This is a genomic window from Ramlibacter aurantiacus (assembly GCF_016722895.1).
Classification (GTDB): Bacteria; Pseudomonadota; Gammaproteobacteria; order Burkholderiales; family Burkholderiaceae_C; genus Ramlibacter; species Ramlibacter aurantiacus.
On sequence record NZ_JAEQNA010000001.1, the window covers coordinates 714,540 to 739,852 of the forward strand.

General features: G+C 71.9%; 20 protein-coding genes and 1 pseudogene. 17 read left to right on the plus strand and 4 right to left on the minus strand.

Features of this window, described 5'->3' with window-relative positions; translation table 11 throughout:
- Window positions 1-48: 48 nt before the first annotated feature.
- On the minus strand, window positions 49-1,476 hold the full coding sequence (gene boxB, locus JI739_RS03255) for a benzoyl-CoA 2,3-epoxidase subunit BoxB (protein ID WP_201682396.1): 1,428 nt from the start codon (window positions 1,474-1,476) through the stop codon (window positions 49-51).
- Between the two features lie 83 nt (window positions 1,477-1,559).
- A pseudogene (gene boxC, locus JI739_RS03260) lies at window positions 1,560-3,170 on the minus strand (2,3-epoxybenzoyl-CoA dihydrolase); the annotation flags it as partial.
- A 257-nt stretch (window positions 3,171-3,427) separates the two neighbouring features.
- On the opposite strand from boxC, the gene JI739_RS03265 reads away from it, so the two are divergent.
- Complete coding sequence (locus JI739_RS03265) at window positions 3,428-3,718, plus strand: plasmid stabilization protein (RefSeq protein WP_201682397.1); 291 nt, start codon at window positions 3,428-3,430, stop codon at window positions 3,716-3,718.
- Between the two features lie 84 nt (window positions 3,719-3,802).
- On the opposite strand, the gene JI739_RS03270 is transcribed toward JI739_RS03265, so the two are convergent.
- Window positions 3,803-4,993, minus strand: a complete 1,191-nt coding sequence (locus JI739_RS03270; RefSeq protein WP_201682398.1) for a glycoside hydrolase 100 family protein — start codon at window positions 4,991-4,993, stop codon at window positions 3,803-3,805.
- 158 nt (window positions 4,994-5,151) lie between these two features.
- On the opposite strand from JI739_RS03270, the gene JI739_RS03275 reads away from it, so the two are divergent.
- From JI739_RS03275 to JI739_RS03305, 7 genes are all read left to right on the plus strand, one after another.
- A complete protein-coding gene (locus tag JI739_RS03275) occupies window positions 5,152-5,442 on the plus strand; it encodes a hypothetical protein (protein ID WP_201682399.1) in 291 nt (96 codons plus the stop codon).
- A gap of 7 nt (window positions 5,443-5,449) precedes the next feature.
- Entirely contained in the window at window positions 5,450-6,745 is a 1,296-nt protein-coding gene (locus JI739_RS03280) for an FHA domain-containing protein (protein WP_201682400.1), read from the plus strand.
- Window positions 6,742-7,638, plus strand: coding sequence for a PP2C family protein-serine/threonine phosphatase (locus tag JI739_RS03285; protein ID WP_201682401.1), 897 nt, complete (start codon window positions 6,742-6,744; stop codon window positions 7,636-7,638). The genes JI739_RS03280 and JI739_RS03285 overlap by 4 nt, the downstream gene beginning before the upstream one ends.
- 10 nt (window positions 7,639-7,648) lie before the next feature.
- Window positions 7,649-9,475 carry a tetratricopeptide repeat protein gene (locus tag JI739_RS03290; RefSeq protein WP_201682402.1) on the plus strand — a complete coding sequence of 609 codons (1,827 nt, stop codon included), beginning with the start codon at window positions 7,649-7,651 and terminating at the stop codon, window positions 9,473-9,475.
- Complete coding sequence (locus tag JI739_RS03295; protein ID WP_201682403.1) at window positions 9,472-10,017, plus strand: hypothetical protein; 546 nt, start codon at window positions 9,472-9,474, stop codon at window positions 10,015-10,017. The genes JI739_RS03290 and JI739_RS03295 overlap by 4 nt, the downstream gene beginning before the upstream one ends.
- Before the next feature lie 62 nt (window positions 10,018-10,079).
- Entirely contained in the window at window positions 10,080-12,272 is a 2,193-nt protein-coding gene (locus JI739_RS03300) for an FtsW/RodA/SpoVE family cell cycle protein (protein ID WP_201682404.1), read from the plus strand.
- 360 nt (window positions 12,273-12,632) lie between these two features.
- Window positions 12,633-15,023, plus strand: coding sequence for a hypothetical protein (locus tag JI739_RS03305; RefSeq protein ID WP_201682405.1), 2,391 nt, complete (start codon window positions 12,633-12,635; stop codon window positions 15,021-15,023).
- A gap of 237 nt (window positions 15,024-15,260) precedes the next feature.
- Here the strand turns inward: JI739_RS03305 and JI739_RS03310 are convergent, their stop codons facing one another.
- The gene (locus JI739_RS03310; protein ID WP_201682406.1) at window positions 15,261-16,199 is read right to left on the minus strand and encodes a LysR family transcriptional regulator; all 939 of its coding nucleotides are present in this window, start codon (window positions 16,197-16,199) and stop codon (window positions 15,261-15,263) included.
- A 99-nt stretch (window positions 16,200-16,298) separates the two neighbouring features.
- Here JI739_RS03310 and JI739_RS03315 point away from each other — a divergent pair, with 99 nt between their 5' ends.
- The 9 genes from JI739_RS03315 (at window position 16,299) to JI739_RS03355 (ending at window position 25,305) form a co-directional block, all read left to right on the plus strand.
- A complete protein-coding gene (locus JI739_RS03315; RefSeq protein WP_201682407.1) occupies window positions 16,299-17,093 on the plus strand; it encodes a citryl-CoA lyase in 795 nt (264 codons plus the stop codon).
- A gap of 20 nt (window positions 17,094-17,113) precedes the next feature.
- Window positions 17,114-18,271 (plus strand): acyl-CoA dehydrogenase family protein, encoded by a 1,158-nt coding sequence (locus JI739_RS03320; protein WP_201682408.1) that lies wholly within the window; start codon window positions 17,114-17,116, stop codon window positions 18,269-18,271.
- 8 nt (window positions 18,272-18,279) lie between these two features.
- On the plus strand, window positions 18,280-18,969 hold the full coding sequence (locus JI739_RS03325) for a dienelactone hydrolase family protein (protein ID WP_201682409.1): 690 nt from the start codon (window positions 18,280-18,282) through the stop codon (window positions 18,967-18,969).
- A 146-nt stretch (window positions 18,970-19,115) separates the two neighbouring features.
- Complete coding sequence (locus JI739_RS03330; RefSeq protein ID WP_201682410.1) at window positions 19,116-19,568, plus strand: MaoC/PaaZ C-terminal domain-containing protein; 453 nt, start codon at window positions 19,116-19,118, stop codon at window positions 19,566-19,568.
- Window positions 19,565-21,124, plus strand: a complete 1,560-nt coding sequence (locus JI739_RS03335; RefSeq protein WP_201682411.1) for a class I adenylate-forming enzyme family protein — start codon at window positions 19,565-19,567, stop codon at window positions 21,122-21,124. The genes JI739_RS03330 and JI739_RS03335 overlap by 4 nt, the downstream gene beginning before the upstream one ends.
- A 56-nt stretch (window positions 21,125-21,180) precedes the next feature.
- On the plus strand, window positions 21,181-22,170 hold the full coding sequence (locus tag JI739_RS03340) for a Bug family tripartite tricarboxylate transporter substrate binding protein (protein ID WP_201682412.1): 990 nt from the start codon (window positions 21,181-21,183) through the stop codon (window positions 22,168-22,170).
- 9 nt (window positions 22,171-22,179) lie between these two features.
- Window positions 22,180-23,166 carry a Bug family tripartite tricarboxylate transporter substrate binding protein gene (locus tag JI739_RS03345; protein ID WP_201682413.1) on the plus strand — a complete coding sequence of 329 codons (987 nt, stop codon included), beginning with the start codon at window positions 22,180-22,182 and terminating at the stop codon, window positions 23,164-23,166.
- The gene (locus JI739_RS03350; protein ID WP_201682414.1) at window positions 23,166-24,278 is read left to right on the plus strand and encodes a mandelate racemase/muconate lactonizing enzyme family protein; all 1,113 of its coding nucleotides are present in this window, start codon (window positions 23,166-23,168) and stop codon (window positions 24,276-24,278) included. Before JI739_RS03345 ends, JI739_RS03350 begins: the two co-directional genes overlap by 1 nt.
- 16 nt (window positions 24,279-24,294) lie before the next feature.
- Complete coding sequence (locus JI739_RS03355; RefSeq protein ID WP_354003670.1) at window positions 24,295-25,305, plus strand: tripartite tricarboxylate transporter substrate binding protein; 1,011 nt, start codon at window positions 24,295-24,297, stop codon at window positions 25,303-25,305.
- The last annotated feature ends 8 nt before the right edge of the window (window positions 25,306-25,313 follow it).

Here is a 25,313-nt window from a genome sequence, read left to right on the forward strand (position 1 = left end):
GGGTGAATTGTCACGCTGTCGAAGAAGGGAGGCCCAAGCCCGCTCTCCTCACGCGAATCGCACGTACTCGAAATTCACCGGCTGCCGGTTGATGCCCACCGCCGGCGGCGCGATCCAGTTGGCGAACTTGCCCGTGTCGACCACGCGCCCCATCAGGCTGGCGACGAAGGCCCGGTCTTCCGGCGTGGGCAGCCACTCGGCCTCGCGCGCCTTCCACTCGGCTTCGCTCACCACCCGGCCATCTGGCGAGACTTTCACGCCGGCCAGCGCGCCGATGTTGCGGTGGAAGGCCTTGTGCGGCACTTCCAGCCGGAACGGGATGCCGGCCTTCTCGATCACCTTGTTCCAGCGGCCCACGCCGGCCACGCTGTCGCGGATGTAGTCGTCGCGCAGCACCTCGTTGAGGGCGTTGAGCATCGGCACTTCGCGCTCGACCAGCCTGCCGTCCACCGCGTTGAGCACCTTGTAGGTCTGGCCGCGCAGCTGGTGGTCGTCGGTGCGCTTGCCTTCCTCGAAGCGGCCCTTCAGGCCCGTGCTGTAGAAGGTGGCGGCATTGCTCGATTCGTCGGCGCCGAACAGGTCGACGGTCACGCTGAAGTGGAAGTTCAGGTAGCGCTGGATGGTGGGCAGGTCGATCACGCCGGCCTCGCGCAGCTTCTTCGGATCGTCGGTCTTGAGCTCGTTCATCACCTGGCAGGTGCGCTGGATCACGCGGCTCACGCCCGACTCGCCCACGAACATGTGGTGCGCCTCTTCGGTCAGCATGAACTTGGTGGTGCGCGCCAGCGGATCGAAGGCCGATTCGGCCAAGGCCGACAGCTGGAACTTGCCGTCACGGTCGGTGAAGTAGGTGAACATGAAGAAGGACAGCCAGTCAGGCGTCTTCTCGTTGAAGGCCTGCAGGATGCGCGGGTTGTCCGCGTTGCCGCTGCGGCGCTCCAGCAGGGCCTCGCCCTCCTCGCGGCCGTCCTTGCCGAAGTACTTGTGCAGCAGGTAGACCATGGCCCACAGGTGGCGGCCTTCCTCCACGTTGACCTGGAACAGGTTGCGCAGGTCGTACTGGCTGGGCGCCGTCAGGCCCAGGTGGCGCTGCTGCTCCACCGACGCCGGCTCGGTGTCGCCCTGGGTCACGATGATGCGGCGCAGGTTGGCGCGGTGCTCGCCGGGCACGTCCTGCCAGGCGGCCTCGCCCAGGTGGTCGCCGAAGTGGATCTTGCGGTCGGCATCGCCAGGGTTCAGGAAAATGCCCCAGCGGTAGTCGGGCATCTTCACGTAGTCGAACTGCGCCCAGCCCTGCGGATCGACGCTGATCGCGGTGCGCAGGTACACGTCGAAGTTCTGGCTGCCCTCGGGGCCCATGTCCTGCCACCACGACAAATAGTTGGGCTGCCACTGCTCGAGCGCACGCTGCAGCGCACGGTCCTCGCTCAGGTTCACGTTGTTCGGAATCTTGTCGCTGTAGTTCATCGTGCTCATGTCGCTCTCCTGATCGAGGTTCAGACGCGGTTGAAATCGAAAGCGGCGCGGTCGCCCTTGCCGTACACCTTGAGCGCACCCTTGTCGCCCACGGCGTTGGGTCGCTGGAAGATCCAGTTCTGCCAGGCGGTGAGCCGGCCGAAGATGCGGGTGAACATGGTCTCGCGCCCGTTGAAGCGCAGGTTGGCTTCCATTCCGGTGAGCGCATCGGGGCTCATGGCCACCCGCTCCTCGATGGCCAGGCGCACTTCGTCGGCCCAGTCGATGTCGTCGGGGTTGCTGGTGACCAGGCCCAGGGCGAACGCGGCGTCGGCATCCAGCGGCTGGCCGGCGCGGGCGCGCACGGCCTCCAGCGCAGGGGCTTCGTCGTAGAAGCGGCGGCCCAGGCGGCTCTGCTCGGTGGCCATGGGGTACAGGCCGAAGTTCACCTCGCCCACCTCGATCACCGGCGCACGCTCCGGCTCGTCGGGCAGCGCCAGCTGCCAGCTGCGGTCGCAGGCCAGGGCCAGCTCGAGGAAGCTGCCGACGAAGCACGAGCCCGGCTCGATCAACGCGAACAGGCTGCGGCTGGAGACGTCCAGCCGGCTGAATGTGCGGCGCAACAGGCCGATCGTCTCGCGCACGAACCAGTGCTTGCCGTGTGCCATCAGCGCCGCGTCCATCTGGCGAACCTTGGCGGCGTCACCCTCGGTCTTGATCAGCCAGGTGCCGATGGCCAGCTCGTTGGTGCGCATGGACAGAATGGCGTCTTCCAGCTCGCGCGCCAGCACCAGCGGGTACCAGTTCTCGCCCTGGGCCTCGATGGCGGCGATGTCGCCGGCCACGTCGGCCGAGGGCGTGCGCACGGTGAAGGTGGCCACGCGGCGGCTGCGGTCGATCTCCACCGTCACGTGCGAATAGCGCAGCGCGTCGGCCTCCATCGTGCGCTGCAGCGGGTTCAGCGTGATGCCCTTGGCGTCGGCCGGGCGGTCGCTGCCGGCGGCCAGTTCCAGCGCCCGCTCCTGCACGCGCGCAGCGAACTGCTGCGGCTTGACCGCTTCGTCGACCAGGCGCCAGTCCACGGCCTTCTGGCCGCGCACGCCTTCGGCGGTGGTGCAGAAGATGTCGGCCAGGTCGTGGCGCACATGGCGCTTGTCGGTCACCCGGGTCAGGCCTCCGGTGCCGGGCAGCACGCCCAGCAGCGGCACCTCGGGCAGGCTCACCGCGCTGTTGCGGTCGTCCACCAGGATGATCTCGTCGCAGGCCAGGGCCAGCTCGTAGCCACCGCCGGCGCAGGCGCCGTTCACGGCCGCCAGGAATTTCAGGCCGCTGTACCTGGAGGAGTCCTCCAGGCCATTGCGGGTCTCGTTGGTGAACTTGCAGAAGTTCACCTTCCAGGCATGGCTGGACAGGCCCAGCATGAAGATGTTGGCACCCGAGCAGAACACCTTGTCCTTGGCGCTGGTGACCACCACCGTGCGCACCTCGGGATGCTCGAAGCGGATGCGGTTCACCGCGTCGTTGAGTTCGATGTCCACCCCCAGGTCATAGCTGTTGAGCTTGAGCTTGTAGCCCGGGCGCAGGCCGGCGTTCTCGTCGATGTCGATCGCCAGCCGCGCCACCGGGCCGTCGAAGCTGAGCTTCACGTGGTGGTAGGCACTGGGATGGGTCTGGTAGTCAACGGGCGCGGGCGCCGCCTGCAGGTCGTCGTTCACGGGCTTGTCTCCGGTGGCGAAAGAGGATTCGGGGGTGCAATAAACTGCTCATGGCGAGCGAGCGCATGCATCATACTGCATCTCGATCGACTCGCAAGCGGTTTGGAAGCCCGGCCGTCGCAAGGGGAATCCGTGCGGTTGAGCTCCGCGGCCTCCCGGTCGACTCATGCAACATACTGCACGAGAGGCTCTCCTACGCACACGGGCTGGATGGCTGCCGATCATCGGCGCACCGTCATTCCAAGCAGGAGTCAGCCATGCCCGCCGGATCCAGTCCCAAGCGCGAACGGCAGTACGAGCACATCAAGGAGAGCTACGAGAAGCGCGGCCAGAAAGGCCGGGCCGAGGAGATCGCCGCGCGGACGGTGAACAAGGAGCGCGCCGAGCACGGCGAGACCCAGGGCGCGAAGGCGCAGGCGCGCGGCAGCGCCGGCGGCCAGTCCGGCGGCGAGCGCACCAAGGCCGAGCTTTACGACGAGGCCAAGCGGCGCGGCATCGAAGGCCGCTCGGGCATGAACAAGGAGCAGCTCGAGCGGGCGCTGAAGTGAAGCTTCAGTTCGCCGCCGCTGCAGCGGCAACCGCGGAACCGGCTTTGCCGGGCCGCTGGTTGCGCCCCCTGGAGGGGGAACCGGCTACGCCGCTTCGGGGGTGGACCCGGCCACCGCGTCCAGTGCCAGCAGCAGGGCGGCGGCGTTCCAGCTCTGGCCGGGCATGCCGCCGCGGGCCAGCGACTGCCCGTGGAACCATTCGGTGAAGCGCCATTCGTCGTCGTCGTTCATGCTGATCAGGCGGTCGAGTTCCTGCCGGGCCAGCTCGGCCATCCCCAGCCGGGCCAGGGCCACGACCCAGAAGCCACCGACGAAAGGCCAGATGCCGCCGTTGTGGTACTGGTGCGGCAGGTTCTGCCGGTGCCGGCCCATGTAGGCGCGCCACAGCTTGTCGTGCTTGTCCAGGGGTCTGAGCACCACCCGCACCGGATAGGGCCGGCTGGCATGGGCGGCATGGATGGTCTCCAGGATGCGGCGGCCGGCGGACTCGTCCACGGCACCGCCGAGCACGGCGAGGATGTTGCCGAAGACGTCCCCCTCCATGCCGCAGGTGGAGAGGTTCACGAAGCTCAGCAGCAACCCGTCGCTGCTGCGGCCGCGCCGCGCGTAGTGGCGCATCAACCTGGCGCGTGGGTAGTTCGGCAGCTCGGGACTGAAGGGGTCGAACAGGTCGCCGAGGTGCTGGCGCGTTTCGGCCAGTTGCTCCAGCCCGAAGCGCTGCTTGACGTCGGCCCACAGGGCGTTGGTGTAGAGCACGAAACCCGAGCGGGGCATGATGTCCGCCCAGTCGCTGGCCTCGTTCTGCTGCAGCAGCCGGAAGTGCGGATGCTCCTGGGCGTGCAGCCATGCCAGGGCCTTGTCCACGGCCGCCGCCCACCGATCGGCCGGCACCAGGCCACAGCCTCGCACATGGTCCACCGCGATCAGCCACCACAGGGTCGCGTCGATGCAGCCGACGTACCAGAAATCGGCGCCCGAACCCTCCGGATCCACGTACTTGGCGATCTGGCCATTGCCGGCCTGCTGGGCCGCGAGCGCATCCAGGCTGGCGATGGCGCCCCGCTCCAGCAGCGGGTCGCCGCTGCCGCCCATGGCCAGGATGCAGATGGCCGCGTCGCGGCCGAAGATGCGGGTGTATCGGCGGGCCTCGGCCTCCCGCGTGGGGCTGGCGGCGAGGATGCCCTGGGGCGTGAGGTTGCGCCGAAGCAGGTTGATGGCCAGCTGGCGCGCGTCGGCGTGGCTGGCGGCGTGGGCGGGGGAGAGGATGGCATTCATGAGGACGGTCCTCCCGAAAGTACTTGCCAACGGATGAGCATGCCGCAAGTCTGCCCCAAAAACGGGAGCAGCTCATCCGGAGAATGCATGACCGCAACAACTTGGTGCGCGCTCGCACCAGCCCACGGCGGACCGCCTTCTGGGCAGAATCGTCCGGCATGCAGACCACACGCCCCGGCCCCGTCCATGCGCAGGAGTTCAGCGCCGGCTGGCCCGGCGTGCTGGACGACATGCTCGAGTTCATCACTCTCGCGCAACTAGCCCTGGGGCGCGGCCGCGCGCCCCAGGTGCTGGTGTCCCTGTCCCGCCAGCGCGTCAGCGCCGAGCAGTTGCAGCCCCACGTGAACGGCTTTCGCGAACGACTGCTGCAGCAGTGGCCGGCGGCGCAGCTGACCCTGGCGGCCGGCACCGGCTCGGCGCACCGGGTCGAGGTCCGCTTCGGCGGCTAGGCGGCCCATGTCTTTCTTCGACACCCTGGCCCGCTGGCTCGGTTTGAGTGACACGGCCCCGGCCGAAGGTGCTGCCCCCCCGCACCGTGCGGCGCCTGGCCCGGCCGCGCCGGCCGTCACCGGGACCAGCCCTTACGCCGCCCTCTGGGCGGCGATCGACCGGCAGCTGGCCGAGTTCATGGTCCGCACGGTGTTGCCGCATCGGCACTACGCCCCCGACGATTCGTTCCGCCTGGTCCGCATCCGGGTGGTCGGCCGCAGCCCGGCGGCGCAACGCGCGATCGACGACTTCCTGGCCGAGTTCCGGCCCGAAAGCCGCCGGCAGGTGGTGCTGGCGGCGGTGGCGCGCAACTGTCCCCAGGGCGTCTCGACCGCGGCCTTCGTCGACCTCGACCGCGAGTTCGACGCCGCCGCCTTGGAAGAGAGCGACCCCTTCGAAGCCCAGCTCGGCGCGGGCGCCGGCGACTACCAGGTGACGCTGTTCGGCGAATGGGCGCAGGCGCCGGCGCAGCCCTCGCGGCCGGACACCGGTCCGCCGCTGGAGCTGGATATTTCGGACGCCGACGGCCAGCGCCGGCTGCAGCCGACCTCCCTGCCCCTGGCGCTCGGACGGGCCCCCGGCGAAGGCCACGTCGCCGGCCGGTTCGTGTCGCGCCGGCACGGGCTCGTCGAGCGCGGCGAGCACGGGGAGCCGTGGTGGCGCGACACCTCGGCCAACGGCAGCGTGGTGGACGGCGCGCCCGTGCGCCCCGGGGAACGCCTGCGCCTGCGCGACGGCGCGCGACTGCGCCTCGGCGGCGACGCCGGCGACCCGGCCGAGTGTCCCGAGCTGGTGCTGCGCTGGGGCGGCGCTGCGGACGAGGACGCCCACACCCCCATCCGCGCCACGCTGCAAGACCCTCCACCCACCCCGCTGCGCGGCGGCCTGGCTGCCGGCGCGTCCGCCACCCCCCTGGCGGGCCGCGCACCCGGTCCGCTGTGCCTGCTGGCCATCCGCGATGCGCAGGGCACGCGCACGGTGGCGGTCACCGCCCTGCCCTGCGTGATCGGCCGGGCCGACACGGCGCAGGTGCGGCTGCCCGAGGCCAACGCCGGCGTCTCGCGCGAACACCTCGTCATCGAATCGCTGGACGCGCGCGGCGCGCACCTGCGCAACCCGGCCGCCGGCAAATGGGGCACCCAGCTCGATGGCGCGGAGCAGCCGGTCGAATTCGTGCTGCCCTGGGGCCGGCAGGTCGTGCTGGCCCCGCGCTTCACCCAGGCGCCGGCCGCCAGCGTGCTGCTGCTGGAAGCCTCGCCATGAGCCTGGCCGCGTCATCCGGCGACGCGACGACGCCGCTCACCACGCCCCCGCCGGCGAACCGCGCCGGCGGATGGGCGGGCTGGCTGCGCGGCCAGTGGCAGCTGGCGCGGCGCGCGCGCCTGGAATACGGCTGGGCCAGCCTGCGTGGCGCCACCCACGCCCGCAACCAGGACGCCGTGCTGGCCGCGCCGCCGCTTTTCGCGGTGGCCGACGGGGTGGGCGGCGGCCGCGCGGGCGAACTCGCCAGCAGCCAGCTGCTGGACTGGTGCCGCACGATCCCGCCGCCCGACTGGCGCGACCCGGGACGGCTGGCCGCGCGCCTGGCCGAGGCCGACGCGGCGCTGGCCGCCTCCGTGGCCGCAATCAGCCCCGGCGGGCGCAGCGCCGCCACCTTCGCTGCCGCCTGGCTGGCCGGCGGCCGCGGCCATGTCGCGCATGTCGGCGACGTGCGGGTGCTGCAGCTGCGCCCGCGCCGCACCGGCTGGCGGGCGATGCCGCTGACCGTGGACCAGAGCTACGCCAACCTGGGCGAGGCGCCACCGCCCGGCGGCCGGCCCGACGACCCGGCCCGGATGGTCGGCGTCGGCGCCAGCGGCCAGCCGCCCGTGGCGCGCCTGCGCCTGCGCGAGAACGATTGGCTGGTGCTGTGCAGCGACGGCCTGCACCGCTGGCTACCCGAAGCCGACCTGGGTGCGCACTGCCAGGCCAGCGCCGCCCTGCCCCTGCCCCTGGTGGCCGAGCAGCTGGCGCAGCTCGCGGCCCGGCGCGGCAGCCCCGACGACATCAGCGTGCTGCTGCTGCGGCGCAACCCGCCGTGGGGTGCGCGCGCGCCCTTCCGCTGGGCCGCCGCCCTCACGCTGGCGGTCGGCGCCGCGGCCGCCCTCATCGGGTGACCCTCGCCGCATGAACATCCGCACCCACGCCAGCCCCGAGGCCTACGACCCGTTCGCCGACAGCTACGGGCCGGTGGGCCATGCGCTGCACTTCCAGGTGGAGCGCATCCCCGGCGGCCCCGGCGAGCCGGCGCGCTTCCGCAAGACCATCAAGCCGGGCGTGGGCACCGACCTGCTGCCCATGATCCACCGCGAGAACCTGCTGCTGATGGACATGGCGGCGCGCGGCCTGCGGCACGTCGCGCAGTCGCTGGCCTTCACCCGCGACTCCTCGGACACGCCCTTCGTGGTGACCACGCTGGACGCCGGCCCCAGCCTGAACCTGTGGCGCCGCTACGAATTCGTGCCGGCCGGTGGCGCCGCACCGCAGGCCCTGCTCACGCCCGCCACCTTCCTGCAACTGCTGCGGCACCTGCTGCTGGCGCTGCGCGAGTTCCACGGCGCCGGCTTCGTGCACTGCGACATCCATGCCGGCAACATCTGCCTGCCCTTCGAACGCGCGCCCGGCGACGCGGTACGGCCGCTGTTCGAGGGACTGCGCCTGATCGATTTCGGCCACACGCTCTCGACGCGCCTTCGCTTCGACGAGCCGCTGCGCCTGGACCCGGACGCGCCCGAGAGCCTGCGCCGCGTCTCGCCCGCCTTCCGCGCCGCGCTGCGGCAGGATGCCGCCCAGGGCCGGGCCGAGGCCGTGCTGCGACTGGATGGCCGGCTGGACCTCTACGCCCTGGGCGCCCTGGCCGGACAGCTGCAGGGCGGCATCGACTGGTCCGGCCAAGCCCGCGCGGCCGTGCTCTACCCCGCCATGACCGCGCTGGTGGACCGCCTGCTGGCGCTCGACTGCGACGGCTCGCCCGTGGACCCGGGCCTGCACGACTCGCTCCTGGCGACGCTGGAGCCGCTGCTGCGGGAAGGAGGCCCTGCCGACGCGGCGCCGCGCCGGCCCCGGCTGCGACCCTCGGGGCGCCAGCCGGAGACCGCGCGGGAGACGCCGCTGGTGGTGGCACCGACCACGTCGCACACGGCGACGGCGACGGCCACCCGCCTCCCGGGCGAGCCCGCACCCGTCCCGACCCAAGCGCCGACGGCGCCGGTCCGGGGACGGCGTCTCGCCGGCCTGGTCCTCGGCCTGGCGGTGCTGGCGGGCGCGCTGGGCTGGCTCGGCTGGCAAGGCCTGCAGACCGGCGACGACCCGGACGCCACGGCGGCCGCGACCTCGCCCGGAGGGTCCGCCGAGCCGTCGCCGCCCGCACCCTTGCCCCCGGACCCCCCGGAGCGCGCGGCCACCTATCGAGCGGTCGACGAGGACCTCAACCGCATGATCCAGGCCGCCGCCGGCTCCGACTGGCCGGGGGTCGAGGCGGCGGCGCGCCGCGTCACCGTCCAGCTGCCGTCGCGGCCGCCGCCCTCGCCTTCGCCGCATCTGGTGGCCGGCGAGCGGGCCGTCGAACGCGCCGCCTATGCGGAAGCAGCCGCGTCGCTGCGCCGCGCCATCGACCAGACGCCGCAGGACTGGGCCGTGTGGTCCGCCTACGGCTATGCCTTGTTGCGCCTGGGCGACCTCGCCGGCGCCCGCGAGGCCCTGGGTCGCGGCCTGCGGCTGCGCCCGCACGACGCCAGCGCCTGGGCGCACCTGGCCGAGGTGCTGGCGCTGCAGGGCCGTCGCGACGCCGCCGCCGCGGCCCTCCGGCTGTCGGTCTACTACTCCAGCCAGCGCCCGCGCACCCTGGCCCACCTGCGCGCCACCGGCGCCGACACCCGCATCGCGCCGGCCCTGCAGGCCGTGGTGCGCGAACTGGGCGGCGCCCTCGACCATCTGCCGGAACGAAGCCCATGAAACGCCTGCTGTCCCTGCTCCTGATCGCCTGGCCGGCCCTGCTGCCGGCGCAGGCGCCCTCGGGCATTTCGTTCAACCGCGAACCCGCCCGGGTGAACGAGGCCGTCCACGTGACCCTCAACTTCGAGGCGGCCACGCCGCTGTGCGCGCTGTGGGTGGACTTCGGCGACGGCGACCAGCGCCACGTGCTGGTCGAGCGTTTCCCTGTCACGCTGGTCAAGCACTACACGACAGCCGGGCGCTACCCCGTGCGTGCGGAGGGCCGGGGCATGCTGCGCGGCCTGTCCTCGTCCTTCGGCTGCGCGGGCGCGCCGCGCACCCGGACGCTGACGGTGGTCGGCCCCGAGGCGGCTTCGCCAACCGCGCAGCCCCCGGCCACCGAGCGGCCGCCCGTCGGCCTGCCGCCGGTGATCGACCTCGAGCCCCGGCAGGTCCGCCGACCGGGGACGACGGCGCCACCGCCGGCCGCGAGCCCGGCGCCCGCCCCGCCGCCGGCCCCGGCCCCGGGCCGCTCCCGCGACGATTCGCTGAGGGTGTTCTGAGCACCGCCGCCCCAGCCCCCCTGGCCGGCGCGGCTCCACGCGCGGCACCGACGGCTGCTCGGATGGAGATCGGCCTGCTGCTGGCCGTGCTGCTGGTCCTCGCCTGGGGCTTCCTCGGCCTGCGCCAGTCGGGCGATCCCGAGCGGCTGCGACTCGACCAGGCCCTGGCGCCCGGTCCGCTCACCGGCTGGGGCCAGGCCCGGGTGGCCACGCTGTGCCACCGGCTGGAACTGCCGGCGCGCCAGGCCTGGCGCTGGTCCTTCCTGTGCCGGAACACGGAGCCTGCGCAAGCGCTCGGACCCGATGCGTTCGCCGACGCCCTGGCCGCCGACCTGGCTGCCCTGCAGCGGGCCATCGCCGCCGGTGCCGAGCGCCGGCAGGCGGCGTTGCAGCCGCTGGCCCGCAGTGCCGGCGAAGGCGTGCTGGCGCCGCATGAGGCCGAGCGACTGCGGGGACTGACGCGCGAGCTGACCGCCTACCGTGCGCACTACCGGATGAGCAGCGAGCGCCCGGCCGGCTCGCTGCTGCTGGCCTGTGCCTGGCAGGCGACGGGCGCCGGACCTTCCGGGCTGGCCAACCGGCTGGCGCTGGTGCGCGGCGCGCCGGCCTTGCTCTGGTGGCCGGCCGACGCCGCGCCCGACGCTCCCGCGGATGCCGGGTGCCGGGCGCTCGGCCAGCCGGCGGAGCTGGTGTCGCAGGGCGCGGTGCTGGCGCAGCGGGTGCGAAGCGGCTCGGCCTGGGCCGACAAGTCCCGGGCCATGGAGCGCCTGCTGCTCACCGCACCCTGGTTGATCGCGGGGTGGTCGCTGCTGGCGTGGGCGCTGCTGTCGCTCGCGACACGCACGCAGCGGCCCCTGCGCCTGCTGGGCCCGGCGCTGCTGGCGTGGGCGGCGGCGGGCGCCCTGTCGGGCCTGACCCTGCCGGCCAGCGGCGCCCCGGTGCCGCTGCTGTTCTGGGCCGGGCTGGCGCTCGCCGGCGGGCTGCTGCTGGCCGCCTCCCGCTCGGCCCGGCTGGAGCGCATGGCCTTGTTCGCCCCCGGCGCTCCACCAGGCGAGCGCCCGCCGTGGGCGCTGCCGCTGTTCGTCGGCTTCGTCGGAGGCGGCTGGTGGCTGGTGCTGGACCTGTCGCTCAACGGGCACCTGCAGAACCGTTACCTGGGCCTTCGCCACGCGCTGGCCGTGTTCGCCGCCCTGGTGCTGCTGTCCGTGCTGCCGCTGCTGGCGCGCAACCTGGCCCGGATCGGCCTGGCGTGGGCCGGGCTGCTGACCAACGCCCTGCGCCCGGGCCGATCCGGGTGGCTGCGGCCGGTGGCGTTGTGGCTGGTGTATGCCGTACTCGTCCTGGGGATCGCGCTGGCCACGCGCGGCTGGCGCCAGCTCACCGGGGAGGCGCTGTCGCTGCTGCTGCTGGTGGGCGTGGCCTGGTTTTTCCTGCTGCGCTCGACCCGCTGGGCGCGGGGCGGCAACTGGCGCGACCTGGCGTCGTCGCTGGCGCCCCTGGTGCTGCATGCGGGCGTGGTGCTCGCCGCCTTCGTGCTCACCGACGACCTGGGCCCTCTGCTGGTGGCCCTGCTCGCCGCGGCGATCTACGCCGGCGCCTTCGCCGCGCAGGCCCTGCTGCTGCGCGGCGCGCGCTGGCCGCTGGCTGGCGCGGTGGGCCTGCTCGCCACGCTGATGCTCGGGTCGGTGCTGCTGCTGGGCCTGCTGGCCTTCGCGCGGCTGCCGGTCGACAGCGCCCAGCGGGTGGCCGAACGCATCGAGAGCATGCGCGACCCCTTCTCGGCCGAGAACGACCAGCTGGCCCGGGTGCGCTGGCTGGGGCGGCACACGCCGGCGAGCGGCTGGGGGCTGGGTGCGGTGCCCTGGTGCGGCACGCAGGCCGGCGCCGGCTGCCCGGGCGTGCCGGCGCAGATGCAGAGCGACTACAGCTTCGCGGCCCTGCGCGCGGTGCTGGGCACGGCGCCGGCCTTCGCGCTGCTCGGGCTGTACCTGCTGGGGATCACGGCGCTGGCCGTGCGGCAGGCCGCGCGCTCGGAGGGCACCCTGGGGGCGCGCGATCCGGCGTCGGCGGCGCTGGCGTGGCTGGCGGTGTGCTGGGCGGTGCTGGTGCTGGTGCAGACGCTGGTGACGGCGGGGGGAAACCTGGGCGTGTTGCCGCTCACGGGGGTGACCTGGCCGTTCGTGAGCTATGGCATCTGGTCGCTGCTGCATCACAGCCTGGTGCTGGGGTTGGTGATGCATCGGGGGGAGGGCTGAGGTGGATTCGCACGAGCTTCTTTGTCATCACTCTTGTAGCTGTCGTGGCAAGCCGGGTCTCGCCCCGGCGGGCGAGTCACTTTCTTTTGCGTCGCCAAAAGAAAGTGACCAAAGAAAAGGCGACCCCACTGTCTGCGTCCCTCGACGCCCTGCGGGCGCCGAGGGCAACCTGCGGTGCTCGGACGGCGGGGGAAGCGCAGAAACTCGCCCCTGCGGGGCTCAAACATCTGCGCTTCTTTTTCCCCGCCGCCCTGCGCTCCTCGGCGCAGCCACAGGGGTTTTTCTTCACGGGCCGTCGCTGCGCTCGGCCTCATCGCAGCGCCACGCCTGCGCTGTGGGTTCGTTGCTGGACTGAGCACTGTGCCGGCCGCCACCCCGCCCGTGATCCGCCAGGTGACCCTGGTCATGCTGGCCCTGTGCCTGCTCGCGCCCCTGGCCCTGGTGCTCTGGGCGCCGCGCGACACCGCTGCCCGTTACGAGCCGCAGCGCACCCGAGCCGCCGCGGAAGCGGTGCTGGCCGCGATCGACTCGCAAGCCGCCGCCCCACCCGATGCGGCTCGACTCGCCACCCTCCTGCCGCACTGCACCGGCGAGCCGCCCTACCAGGGCCTGCCGTTCTTCGAAGACCTGGCCGAGCAGTGGCATGCACTGGACCGCCACCTTGCGACGCTCACCGGTGCGCCTGGCCAACGCAACGCGCCGCTTCGCAGCCGCTACCACCTGCAGCCCGCCGCCTGGGCCGAGGCGCTGCGCCAGCGGCAACTCGGATGCGACGAAGCCGCGGCCGGCCTGCGCCTGCTCGCCTCCGATCGCGGCGGGCGGCTGCTGGCGCAGGCGCAATGGCGTGAAACCCGGAGCCGGTCGGCCGCCGGCACACCCGTGGTGCAACTCGCCGCCACCAGCCTGGCGCAGGTCGATCCCTGGCGCGGCTGGCCGGGCTGCGTCTGGCTGGGCGGCATCGGCAAGGGCAGCCGCGCCCTGCACGTGCCCGACGGCGGCAGCTGGCAACGCGAGCTGTGCGCCACCGAAGACCTGCGGCCGCCAGAAGCGGGCGAGGTCGTCACGGCCAGCCCGGGGGAGCCGTCCGTGCCGCCCGACCTGCCACTGCTGATCGCCGGCCTCGATCCCCTGCGCCGCCCCGAGGGGCGGCTGTACCAGGACTACGTGCAGGCGCTGCCGGGCCAGGCCAACCGGAGCCGCGTCGGCCGCGGCGAGATCGACCTCGGCTTCAACGTGCAGCTCACCATCGATCCACGCACCCAGGCCATCGCGCAACGGGTGCTGGCCTGCTATGCCGGCCGCCCCGAAGCGTGCGAGGAGGCCGGCATCGCGCGCGCGCAGGTCGGCGCGGCGCAAGGCCCCGGCGCCACGGCCATGTGGGAAGGCGCGGCCGTTCGCATGGGAGCGGTGGCCGTGCTGGACGTGGCCAGCGGCCGCATCGAAGCCCTGGCTTCGGCGCACACGCCCTGCTGGGCGCAGGAGAACGACGGCCCGTTTCGCGACGCGGGCTGTGCGCCCCTGTGGACCGAGCCGCGACGGCGCCCGGACGCCCTGCTGAACCACGCCGTCTTCACCGACGTGCTGCCCGGCTCGACCATCAAGCCCCTCCTCGCCTCGGTCTTCCTGGAGGACCCGGCCGCCGACGCCGAGCGCCTGACCCAGTGGCTGGCAGCCTCGGACACGCAGCGCTTCAACGACGCGCTGTTCTGCCTGGCGATGTCGAAGGCGCCGACCTGCGACCGGCCGGCACGGGTACAGCAGCGCGCCGCCGACCTGGGCTGGAACCTCGACTGTTCGGCGCGGCCCGACCCGCGCTGCGGCCGCACCGATCTGCTGTTCGGCCGACGGCTGGGTTCGGCGCTCGACGCCGCGCAGGAACTGCCCGGCGCGACCCCGCTGCAGGCCCCGGTGCTGTCAGGTCGGCTGTTCGTCGAGCCGACGCCCGCCGGCGCGCGGCTGATGCCGCTGCCGGAGATCCGCCGCGACGAGGCCGCGCGCTGCCGCGACTCGGCCGGCCCTTCGACAGAGCTCGGGACAGGCCGCTGGCACGCCGCGAACTGCAGCTCGCCGGCGTTGAAGCCGCTGGTCAACGAAGCCGCCGGCCAGGGCCAGGCCCGCACCACCGCGCTGGGGCTGGCCGCGCCACTGGCCCGGTTGGCCGCCGCCGCCAACGGCGAACGCGCCGTGCGCCGGCCCTACCTGGTCGAGCGCCTGAGCGATGCCCGGGGCGAGACGGTCGCGACAGCGGCCACCCGCACCGAGGACGGCGCGGCACCCCTGGCCGCGGCCGAGCCACTGGCGGTGGCCCCGGCGGTCGCGCGCACGGTGCTGCGGGGCCTGGAGCGGGCCAACGCCCCTGGCGGCACCGCCCACCTGGTCTGCCGCCATGTGTTCGGCGGCCGCTGCGCCGAGGCGGGGGCGCGCATCGCCGGCAAGACCGGAACGCCCAGCTTCAGCTTCGATCGGCTCACGCTGGCGCAGGCCCGGCAACGCTGCCGGACCCGGCCGGGACAGGAAGACTGCCTGGAGCGGCCGATCAAGCTGTACGTGGCGGCGGTCGACCCCGACCCGCAGGGCGGCGGCCGCTACACCAAGGTGGTCGCGGTGATCGTGGAGCGCAACTGGATGCTGCCCAGTCCTTCGGTTCCCGCCGCCCAGCGCGACCGGGTGCACGGCGCCACCAACGACGCGAACAACGTGGCCGCCGAGATCGGCATGCGAGTGGCGCAGCAGGCGTGGATGGCCCGGTGAGCCTCGTGTCCTGTCCCACACCTTCGCTGCACGTGATGCCCGCGGGACAGAACACGGGGGCGTCACCGACTGTCACGAAAGTCACGGTCTCAGCGGAAGAACTCCCACCCGGTGGCCGGAGACGAACCAAGTGTTCATGCCAGGCACTCCTGATTCACAGCCCCCGCAAGGGGGCTTTTTTTTTGCCGGCGCAGCCTGCTCGACCGATCTGATTCTTCAGATTGGCGCCGGGCATCGTCACTGCTGCGTGAACAAGCCCGCCACCACCTCCCGCAGCCACCGATTCGCCACGTCGTCCTGGTTGCGCTGGTGCCAGTACTGCTTGACCTCGAAGCGCGGCACGGTGAAGGGCAGCTGCACCGTCTTCAGCTCGGGGCGTGGCGGCGTGTGCTTGATCACGTAGCCCGGCACGGTGGCGATGAGGTCGGTGGACTGCACGATGTTGGGCACCACCATGAAATGCGGCACCCGCAGCGCGACGCGGCGGCTGAGGTGGCGCTCGGCCAGGTAGCGCTCGATGAGCGTGGTGGTGCTGGTCTGGTGCGAGGCCGAGCGGTAGGTGGATCCGCCCGGCTCGATCAGCACATGCGACTCGGCCACGAACTGCTCCAGTGACAGCCGCCGCCGGATGCGCGGGTGATCGGTGCGCACCAGGCAGACGTAGCTGTCGCTGAACAGTCGCTGCTGGTAGAAGCCACCCTTCAGGCCCGGCAGGAAGCCCACCGCCAGGTCGGCCTCGCCCGTGAAGAAGGCCTCTGCATACGCCTCGCGCGCGAGCTGCAGCACGCGCACGTTCACGCCCGGAGCGATCGCGGTCAGGCGCGTCACCAGCCGCGGCAGGTAGACCAGCTCGCCGATATCGCTCATCAGGATGTTGAAGGTGCGCTCGCAGGTGGCGGGGTCGAACAGGGCGTCGCCCTGCACTGCGCTGTGCAGCAACCGCAGCCCTTCGCGCACCGCCGGCGCGATGCGCAGCGCGTGGCCGGTGGGTTCCATGCCGGTGGGCACGCGCACGAAGAGCGCATCACCGGCGATCTTGCGCAGCCGCCCCAGCGCGTGGCTCATGGCTGGCTGCGACAGGCCCAGGCGGAAGCCCGCCCGGGTGAGGTTGCCGTCCTGCATGAGGGCGTCGAACACCTGCAGCAGGTTCAGGTCGAGTTTGGCGACGTCATCCATCTGCCGAATAGTCTAAATGCCCTTCATCGATTGTGTTCAAGAGGGGGCGACGCTAGATTGCGCCGACCCGGCACCCGACCGGCAACAGGAGACAACGCGTTGACCCGCCCCAAAAAGCCGCTGCGCTCGACCATGGCGTCGAGCACCGCCACCACCATCACGGTGCAGGGCATGGACCTGATGCAGGACATCATGGGCCGCCTGAACCTCGGCGACTACGCCTTCCTGGAGATCCAGCGACGCCTGCCCACGCCGGGCGAATCCGTCGTCTTCAACGCCATGCTGGCCACGCTGGTGGAGCACGGCATGACGCCGATGGCGATCGCCACCCGCCTGACCTACCTGGGCGCGCCCGAGTCGCTGCAGGGCGCGGTGGCCTCGGGGCTGCTGGGGATGGGCACCACCTTCGCCGGCACCGCCGAAGGTTCGGCGCGCCTCCTGCAGGAGGCGCTGGCGGGCGACGCGGCGAACACACCCGACGAGCAGTTGCCGATGCTGGCGACTTCCATCGTCGAGCGGCTCCGGGCCACGCGCACGCCTATTCCCGGCATCGGCCACAACCTGCACAAGCCGGTGGACCCGCGCGCGCCTCGCCTGTTCGAGCTGGCGGCCGAGCACGGCCTGTCGGGCCGCTACGTGAAGCTGATGCAGCACATCGCCACCGCCGCCGAACAGGCCTTGAACAAGCCGGGCCAGCTGCCGGTGAACGCCACCGGCGCGCTGGGGGCGCTGTGCTCGGAAATGCAGATCCCCTGGAAGCTGTGCCGGGGCCTGGCGGTGATCGGCCGCGCGGTGGGGCTCGTGGGGCACATCGCCGAGGAGCTGCACCACCCGATCGCACGCGAGATCTGGGAGCGCACCGAGGAAGAGTGCGCCACCCCCACCAACCACTGATTTTTCCGGGGAACGACCGCATGCAGGATTTCGGACTGACCGAAGAACAGCGCCTGATCCGCGACAGCGTGCGCGCGCTGGCGCAAGAACGTTTCGCGCCCGGCGCCGCCCGGGCCGACGCCGAGTTCCGCCCGCCGGTGGAGAACGTGAAGGTGCTGGCCGAGCACGGCTACACGGGCCTGTTCATTCCCGAGGAATGGGGCGGCTCGGGCCTGGGCCTGATGGAGAACGTGCTGGTGGCCGAGCAGTTGGCGCGGGCCTGCGCCAACACGGCCATGCTGTTCTCGTGCACCGACGGCGCCACGCCGCGCGCCCTGGTGGGCCTGGGCAGCCCCGCGCAGAAAGAGAAGTACCTGCGCCGCATCGCCAAGGGCGAACTGCTCACCGCCTGGAGCATGTCCGAGGCCAACGCCGGATCGGACGTGGGCAACGTGCAGTGCCGCGCCACGCCCGAAGGCGACGGCTGGGTGATCAACGGTAGCAAGCTGTGGTGCACCGCGGCGCAGGTGTCCGAGTTGTTCCTGGTGCTGGTGCGCATCGGCCCCGAGGCCGGCATGAAGGGGGTGGGCGCGGTGCTGGTCGAGCGCGGCACGCCGGGCTTTTCCATCGGCAACCACCTCGACCTGCTCGGCCTGCGCGGCACCGGCATGGCCGAACTGGTGTTCGACAGCTGCCGCATCCCCGGCGAGCAGCTGTTCCTGGAGCCGGGCCGCATGCGCCAGCTGCTGGCCGTGCTCGACGCCGACCGGCTCTCGGGCAACCCCACGGTCTGCCTGGGCGTGGCCGAGGCGGCGTTCCAGGGCATCACCCAGCACGTGAAGGAGCGCCAGCAATTCGGGCGGCCGCTGGCCGACCAACAGGGCCTGCAGTGGAAGCTGGCCGAGATGGCCATGGACATAGAGGCCGCGCGCGCCCTGCTCTATCGGGCCGCGCAGCGCGTGGACGCGGGCCAGGCCAGCATCGTGGACACGTCCATCACCAAGGCCTTCGTCAACCAGATGGCCGTGCGCGTGACGAACGAGGCCATGCAGCTCGGCGGCGCCTACGGCCTGTCCACCGAGTACCCCTACGAGCGCCATTTCCGCGACGTGCGCGGCATGTCCATCGGCTACGGCACCGTCGAGATTCACAAGAGCGCCATCGCCCGCGAAGTGCTGGCCGGCCGCTACCCCTTCTGAGGAACCGCATGACCACCCCCCGCAACGAGACCATCGCCGCCGACGGCGGCGCCAGCTTCCAAGCCTACGTGAGCGAGCCGAAGCAGCCGAACGGGCATGCGGTGATCGTGCTGCAGGAGATCTTCGGGGTGACGCGGCACATCCGCGCCATCGCCGACCGCTTCGCCGCCGATGGCTGGCTGGCCTGCGCGCCCGACCTGTTCTGGCGCGAGCAGCCCGGCATCGAGCTGAGCCACTCCAAGGAAGACATCGAGAAAGCCTTCGCCATCATGGGCCGCTACCGCGACGACGACGGCATGGCCGACATCGACGCCGTGGCGCGCCACGTCCGCGCCCGTCCCGGTTTCGACGGCCGCGTGGCGGTGGCCGGCATGTGCCTGGGCGGCAAGCTGGCCTACCTGGCGGCGGCGCGCTGCGAAGTCGACGCCGCCATCGCCTACTACGGCGTGGGCATCGAGAAGCACCTGGACCTGGCGCCAGGGCTGCGCTGTCCGCTGCAGATGCACTTCGGCGACCAGGACCGCTACGTGCCGGCCGAGGCCCGGGCGCAGATCGCGCAGGCCGTGGCTGGCAAGCCGGTGCAGGTTCACACCTACCCAGGCGCGGACCACGGCTTCTACACGCGCGGTGCCGAAGCCGACATCGCCCTGGCGCGCGAGCGCAGCAACGAATTCCTGCGCCAGCACCTGAAGCGCTGAAGTGAAAGTCCACCCCGAAGCGCCTTCGGCGCCTCCCCTCGAGGGGCGCCACCAGCGGCCCGGCCAAGCCGGTTCCGCGGTGGCCCGCCCTCGCAGGGTCTGCTTCCATGCATCGCCGGTGATACGCAGCATCGTGGAGAACTGAGATGGCGAATGCCTTTGATGAACTGCAGGTGGGCCAGCGCTGGACCAGCCCCGGCCGCACGCTGACCGAGGCCGACCTGCTGCAGGCCTGCATGACCAGCGGCGACTGGCACCCCATCCACGCCGACGAGGACTACGCCAGCCGCACACCCCTGGGTCGCCGCATCTTCCACGGCACCTGGGGCCTGCACGTGGCCGTGGGCATGGCCACGCCCTTTCCCGAATTCGGCGAGGACGTGATCGGTGCGCTGGGCCTGAGCGAATGGCGCTACCTCAAGCCGCTGTTCGTGGGCGACACCGTGCGGGTGGAGGTGGAGATCGCGGCCAAGCGCCGCACCTCGGACGGCCGGCGCGGCGTGATCGAGCGGCGGCTGACGCTGCGCAACCAGGCCGGCGAGATCGTGCAGCAGGGCCAGTCCGGCATGCTGGTGAAACTTCAGGAGCCGAACCCATGATCCTGGGCGATGTCATCGAACGCAACGAGCGCTGCAGCGGCGACCATCCGGCGGTGATCTTCGAGGGGCGCACCCTCAGCCACCGTGAGTTCGCCCGGCGCGTCAAGTGCCTCGTCAACGCACTGGCCGCACGCGGCCATCCGCGCCAGGCCCGCATCGCGGTGCTCTCGCGCAACTGCCCCGAATACCTGGAGGTGTACGGCGCAGCCGGCCTGGGCGGCTTCGTGGCGCTGGGGCTGAACTATCGCCTGTCGGCCCCCGAGCAGGCCGCCATCCTGCTGGACGCGCAGCCTTCGGTCTTCTTCGTGGAGGCCGAGTACCTGCCCCGGCTGCGCGAGCTGCGCGCGGGCCTGCCGGCCGAGACCCTGTTCGTGTGCTTCGACGCCGCACCGGGCGAAGGCATCGTGGCCTACGAGGACCTGCTGCGCGAGGCCCGGGCCGAGCCGCTGGCCCTGCGCGCGCAGCCCGACGACACGCTGTTCCTGATCTACACCAGCGGCACCACGGGCGTTCCCAAGGGCGTGATGCTGGGCAACGAGGGCCAGCTCGAACAGGCGCGGGTGCAGTCGCTGTCGCACCTCGCATCGCCCACGGACCGCATGCTGATCGTCATGCCCTTCTATCACATAGGGGGTCCCACCGAGCTGCTCACGTACACCGTGGTGGGCGCCACCATCGTGCTGCACCGGCAGTTCGACGCGCACGCCATCCTGGCCAGCATCGCGGAGCACCGGGTGACCTCGGCGCACCTGGCGCCCACCATGATTTCCATGATGCTGGACGTGCAGGAGAAGACGCCCTGCGACCTCTCGAGCCTGCACACCATCTGCTATGCCTCGGCCCCCATGTCGGTGGCGCTGTCGATCCGCGCGCGCAAGGTGTTCGGGCCGATCTTCATGCAGATCTACGGCATGACCGAGGCCGGCCTGGGCACCACGCTGCTGAAGCACCAGCACGTGCTGGAGGGCGACGAGCGCCAGCGCAAGCGCCTGGCCTCGGCCGGCCAGGCCTACCTGGGCACCGAGCTGAAGATCCTGGCCGACGACGGCAGCGAGTGCCCGGGCGGCGTGGTGGGCGAGGTGTGCCTGCGCTCCAGGTCGGTGATGCAGGGCTATTGGCGCAAGCCCGAGGCCACGGCGCAGGCGCTGGCCGACGGCGTGCTGCACACCGGCGACATGGGCTACCTGGACGAGGACCACTACCTCTTCATCGTGGACCGCAAGAAGGACATGGTGATCTCCGGCGGCGAGAACATCTACTCGCGCGAGGTCGAGGAGGCACTGCTCATGCACCCCGCCGTGGCCGAGGTGGCGGTGATCGGCGTGCCCGATCCCAAGTGGGGCGAATCGGTGGCGGCCATGGTGGTGTTCAAGCCCGGCCAGCAGGCCGACGAAGCCGCGCTCGACAAGCACTGCCGCGAGTTGATCGCCGGCTACAAGCGCCCCAAGGTCTATCGCTTCCTGGAAGCGATGCCGCGGGTGCCCAGCACCAACAAGGTCGACAAGCGCGCGCTGCGCGCGCCTTACTGGCAGGACCAGCAGCGACAGGTTTCATGACGGGACCGGGCCACCCGCCAAGGGCCCGCTAGCGACAACCGAAAAGGAGACAGGCGATGGCGAATTTCAAGAGACGGCTGCTGTGCGCGGGCCTTGCTGCCGGCCTTCTGGGCGTCGGCCCGGCCCTGGCGCAGGGCGCCGGCGACTACCCGAACAAGCCGGTGAAGATCATCGTGCCATTCACGGCCGGCGGCCTGGCCGACACCCTGGCGCGGGGCATCGCCCAGGAGCTCTCGCGGGACTGGGGCCAGCAGGTGATCGTAGAGAACAAGCCCGGTGCCAACACCATCATCGCGGCCCAGGCCACGGCCACCGCGCCGGCCGACGGGTACACGCTGATGATGGCCAACGACCCCACCGTGTCGTCCAACCAGTACCTGTATTCCAGGCTGCCCTACGACCCGGTGAAGGACTTCGTTCCCGTGGTCAACGTGGCCGAGACGCTGGAGGTGCTGCTGGTGGGACCGGGCTTCAAGGGCAAGACCCTGCAGGACCTGATCGCCGAGGCCAAGGCCAACCCGGGCCGCGTGAGTTACGGCACGTACGGCCCCGGCAGCAAGGCCCACATCGACGCCGAGGCCTTCGCCCAGGCCACCGGCGTGAAGCTGCTGCACGTGCCCTACAAGGGCGTGGCGGACGTCATTCCGGCGCTGCTCTCGGGCCAGGTGCAGATGGCGTTCACCGGCGTGCCGCCGGCGCGGCAACTGGTCAAGAGCGGCCAGCTGCGGGCCATCGCCATCGCCGCGCCCAAGCGCTCGGCGGCGCTGCCGGACGTGCCGACCTTCGCCGAGGTGGGCATGCCCAATTTCCACTCCAGCGCCTGGTTCGGCCTCATCGCGCCGGCCGGCACGCCGAAGCCCGTCATCGACAAGGTCGCCACCAGCGTGGCGCGCCTGATCGAGAAGCCCGACTTCAGCGAACGCTACATCGTCGGCGTCGGGCTGGAGCCGCTCAACCTGGGGCCGGACCGCTTCGCCGAATTCCTGCAGAAGGACCGCGCCATGTACGCGAAGTACATCAAGGCCCTGGGCGTGAAGCTCGACTAGGAGAGCCGCATGCCCTACTTCGATTTCCTGTCCCGCCGCGGCCTGATCGGCACGGCACTGGCGCTCGCCGCGGGCGGCGCCCTGGCCCAGGCGAGCGCGAACTGGCCGACCCGGCCGGTGAAGCTGGTGGTGGCCTTCGCCCCCGGTGGCACCGTGGACGTGGTGGCGCGCCACGTGGCCGAGCGCCTGACCCCGTTGCTGGGGCAGCCCGTGATCGTGGAGAACCGACCCGGCGCCGGCGGCAACCTGGCCACCGAGGCGGTGCTGCGTTCGCCGCCGGACGGCACCCAGTTCCTGGTGGCCGGCAGCCCCACGCACGCGGTCAACCCGCACCTGTTCAAGCTGTCGTACGACCCCATCGGCGACATGGCGTCGGTGGCGCTGCTGGGCACGGCGCCCAACCTGCTGGTGGTGAATCCGCAGCTGAACGTGCAGAGCGTGCGCGACCTGGCCAACCTCGCGCGCAGCAAGCCGGGCGAGCTGAGTTTTTCCTCGGCCGGCAACGGCACCAGCGGCCACCTCGCGGGCGAGTTGTTCCGCAAGCAGGCCGGGGTGGAGGTGCGGCACGTGCCCTACAAGGGCCAGGCCGACGCCCTGCTGGGTGTCATGCGCGGCGATGTGGCCTTTGCCTTCGTGACGCTGGCCGGCACGCTGCAGCAGGTGAGCTCGGGGCGCCTGAAGGCACTGGCCATCACCAGCCGCGCCCGCAGCCCGCTGGCGCCGGACATCCCCACCGTGATGGAGTCGGGCATCCCCGACTTCGAGGTGCTGGCCTGGTACAGCGTCTCGGCGCCCAAGGGCACGCCGCCCGAGGCGGTGGACCGGCTCACGCGCGCGCTCGGCCAGGTGATGAAGGACCCGGCCACGCTGGCGAAGTTCGAGACGCTGGGGGCCGAACCCACCTTCCTCAGCGGCGCGAGCTTCGTGGAGTTCATGAAGCGCGACTCCGACAAGTGGGGACGGGTCATTCGCGAAGCGGGCGTCCAGGTCAATTGATGCCCACGCTGCAACTGTCGCACTGGCAGCTGGACGCGGTGCGCCTGCCGTACGCGCGCGCCGTCGCCTGGAGCGACATCGTGGAAGACGCCGCCACCTTCCTGGTGCTGCGCCTGTCGGCCCGGGAAGGCGCGCAGGGCGTGGCCGAGATCACGGTCAAGCCCACCTGGATGGGCCACGGCGTGCGCAGCCTGGTCGCCTCGCTGCAGGAGGTGCTGCTGCCGCTGCTGGCCGGCTGCGACCTGCTCGACGTGCAGGCGGTGCGCTCGCGGCTGGATGCGATCCCCGAGCAGCACGCCGGCAAGGCGCTGATCGACAACGCGCTGTGGGACCTGCGCGCGGGCGCCGGCGGGCAGGCGCTCTGGCCCGCGATGGGCCCGCGCCGCGTGCCGGTGTCGGTGACCATCACCCGCCAGGAGCCGGCGCGCATGGTGGCCGAGGCGGTGGACTGGGTGGAGCGCCATGGGCTGCGAACCCTGAAGGTCAAGGGCGGCCAAGGCCGCACGCAAGACCTGGAGGTGCTGCGGCTGCTGCGAAGCGCGCTCGGTGGATCGGTGCGCTTCTACGTCGATGCCAACAGCGCCTACCCCCCGGCCGAGGCGGCCGACTACGCCCGCGCGATCCACGAGGCCGGGGCCGTGGTGGTCGAGGACCCCTGCGCCTTCGCGCCCGACGCGCACTTCTCGGCGCTGCAGGCGGCGGTGCCGTGCCCGCTGCTGGTGGACTTTCCCTGCACCTCGCTGCGCGACGCGGCCGGGTTCATCGCCGCCGGGGCGCGTGCCTTCAGCCTCAAGCCGGGACGCTTCGGCCTGTCGATGACGCGCGACCTGCTGGCGCTGGCCGACCAGGCCGGCGCGCTCACGGTGGTGGGCATGTTCGGCGAGAGCGCGCTGGGCACCTGGCACGCGCTGTCGCTGGCGGCGCGCCAGGGTTCGCACGCGCTGCCCGCCGAGGTGACCTGGTACCTGTCCATGCGCGAGCAGGTGGTGCACCAGGTGCCCGAGATCCGCGACGGGCAGGTGCGGCTTCCCGAGTCCATCTCGGTGGCCGCGATGCTCGACGGGGAGCGGCTCGCCCGTCGATCGTTCTTTCATCTGGAGCAATCCGCTTAACAAAGGAGACAAGTCCGTGAACTTCCCTATCGCCTCTTTGCGCCGTCGCGCCCTGCTGGGCTCGGCACTGGCCGGCATCGCCCTCGGCGGCTCGCTGGGCGTCGCCCAGCCCGCCTTCGCGCAGGCCGCGGCCTACCCGAACAAGCCGATCCGCTTCATCGTGCCCTACCCGCCGGGCGGCGGCACCGACATCGTGGCGCGCATGCTGGCGCAGAAGATGTCGCAGTCCATGGGCCAGCAGGTGATCGTGGAGAACAAGCCCGGCGCCAGCACCATCATCGGCACCGACATGGTGGCCAAGTCGGCGCCCGACGGCTACACGCTGGGCCTGATCACCGATTCGCACGCGATCAACCCCACGTTCTTCCCCAAGCTGCCCTACGACTCGGTGAAGGACTTCGCGCCGGTGTCGCAGCTGGTCTTCGTGCCGCTGGTGATGGTGGCCAATCCCAAGCTGGGGGTGAAGACGCTGCCCGAGTTCATCGCGCTGGCCAAGAAGCAGCCCGGCAAGATCAACTACGCGTCCATCGGCAACGGCACGCCGCACCAGCTGGCCATGGAGTGGGTGAAGTCGCTGGCCGGCATCCAGGTGACGCACATCCCCTACAAGGGCGTGGCGCCCGCCACGGCCGACGTCGTGGCCGGACAGGTCGACGTGATGTTCACCGGCACATCGTCGGCCGTGCCCTATGTGCGCGACGGCCGCCTGCTGGCGCTGGCGGTCTCCAGCGCCAAGCGCCAGCCGGCGCTGCCGGACACGCCCTCGGTGGCCGAGGCGGCGCTGCCCGAATACGACTTCATGACCTGGTACGGCACGGCCGTGGCCGCCGGCACCCCGCCGGAGATCGTGGCCCGCCTGTCGCGCGAGATCGCGGCGGCGCTGAACCAGCCCGACGTGAAGCAGCGCCTGGCGACGCTGGGCGTGGAGGGCGCGCCCTCGACGCCGGAGCAGTTCACCGCTTTCATGCGCAAGGAGACCGAGTCGCTGGCGCGCATGGTCCGCATCACCGGCGTGAAGGCGGACTGAGGCAGCGA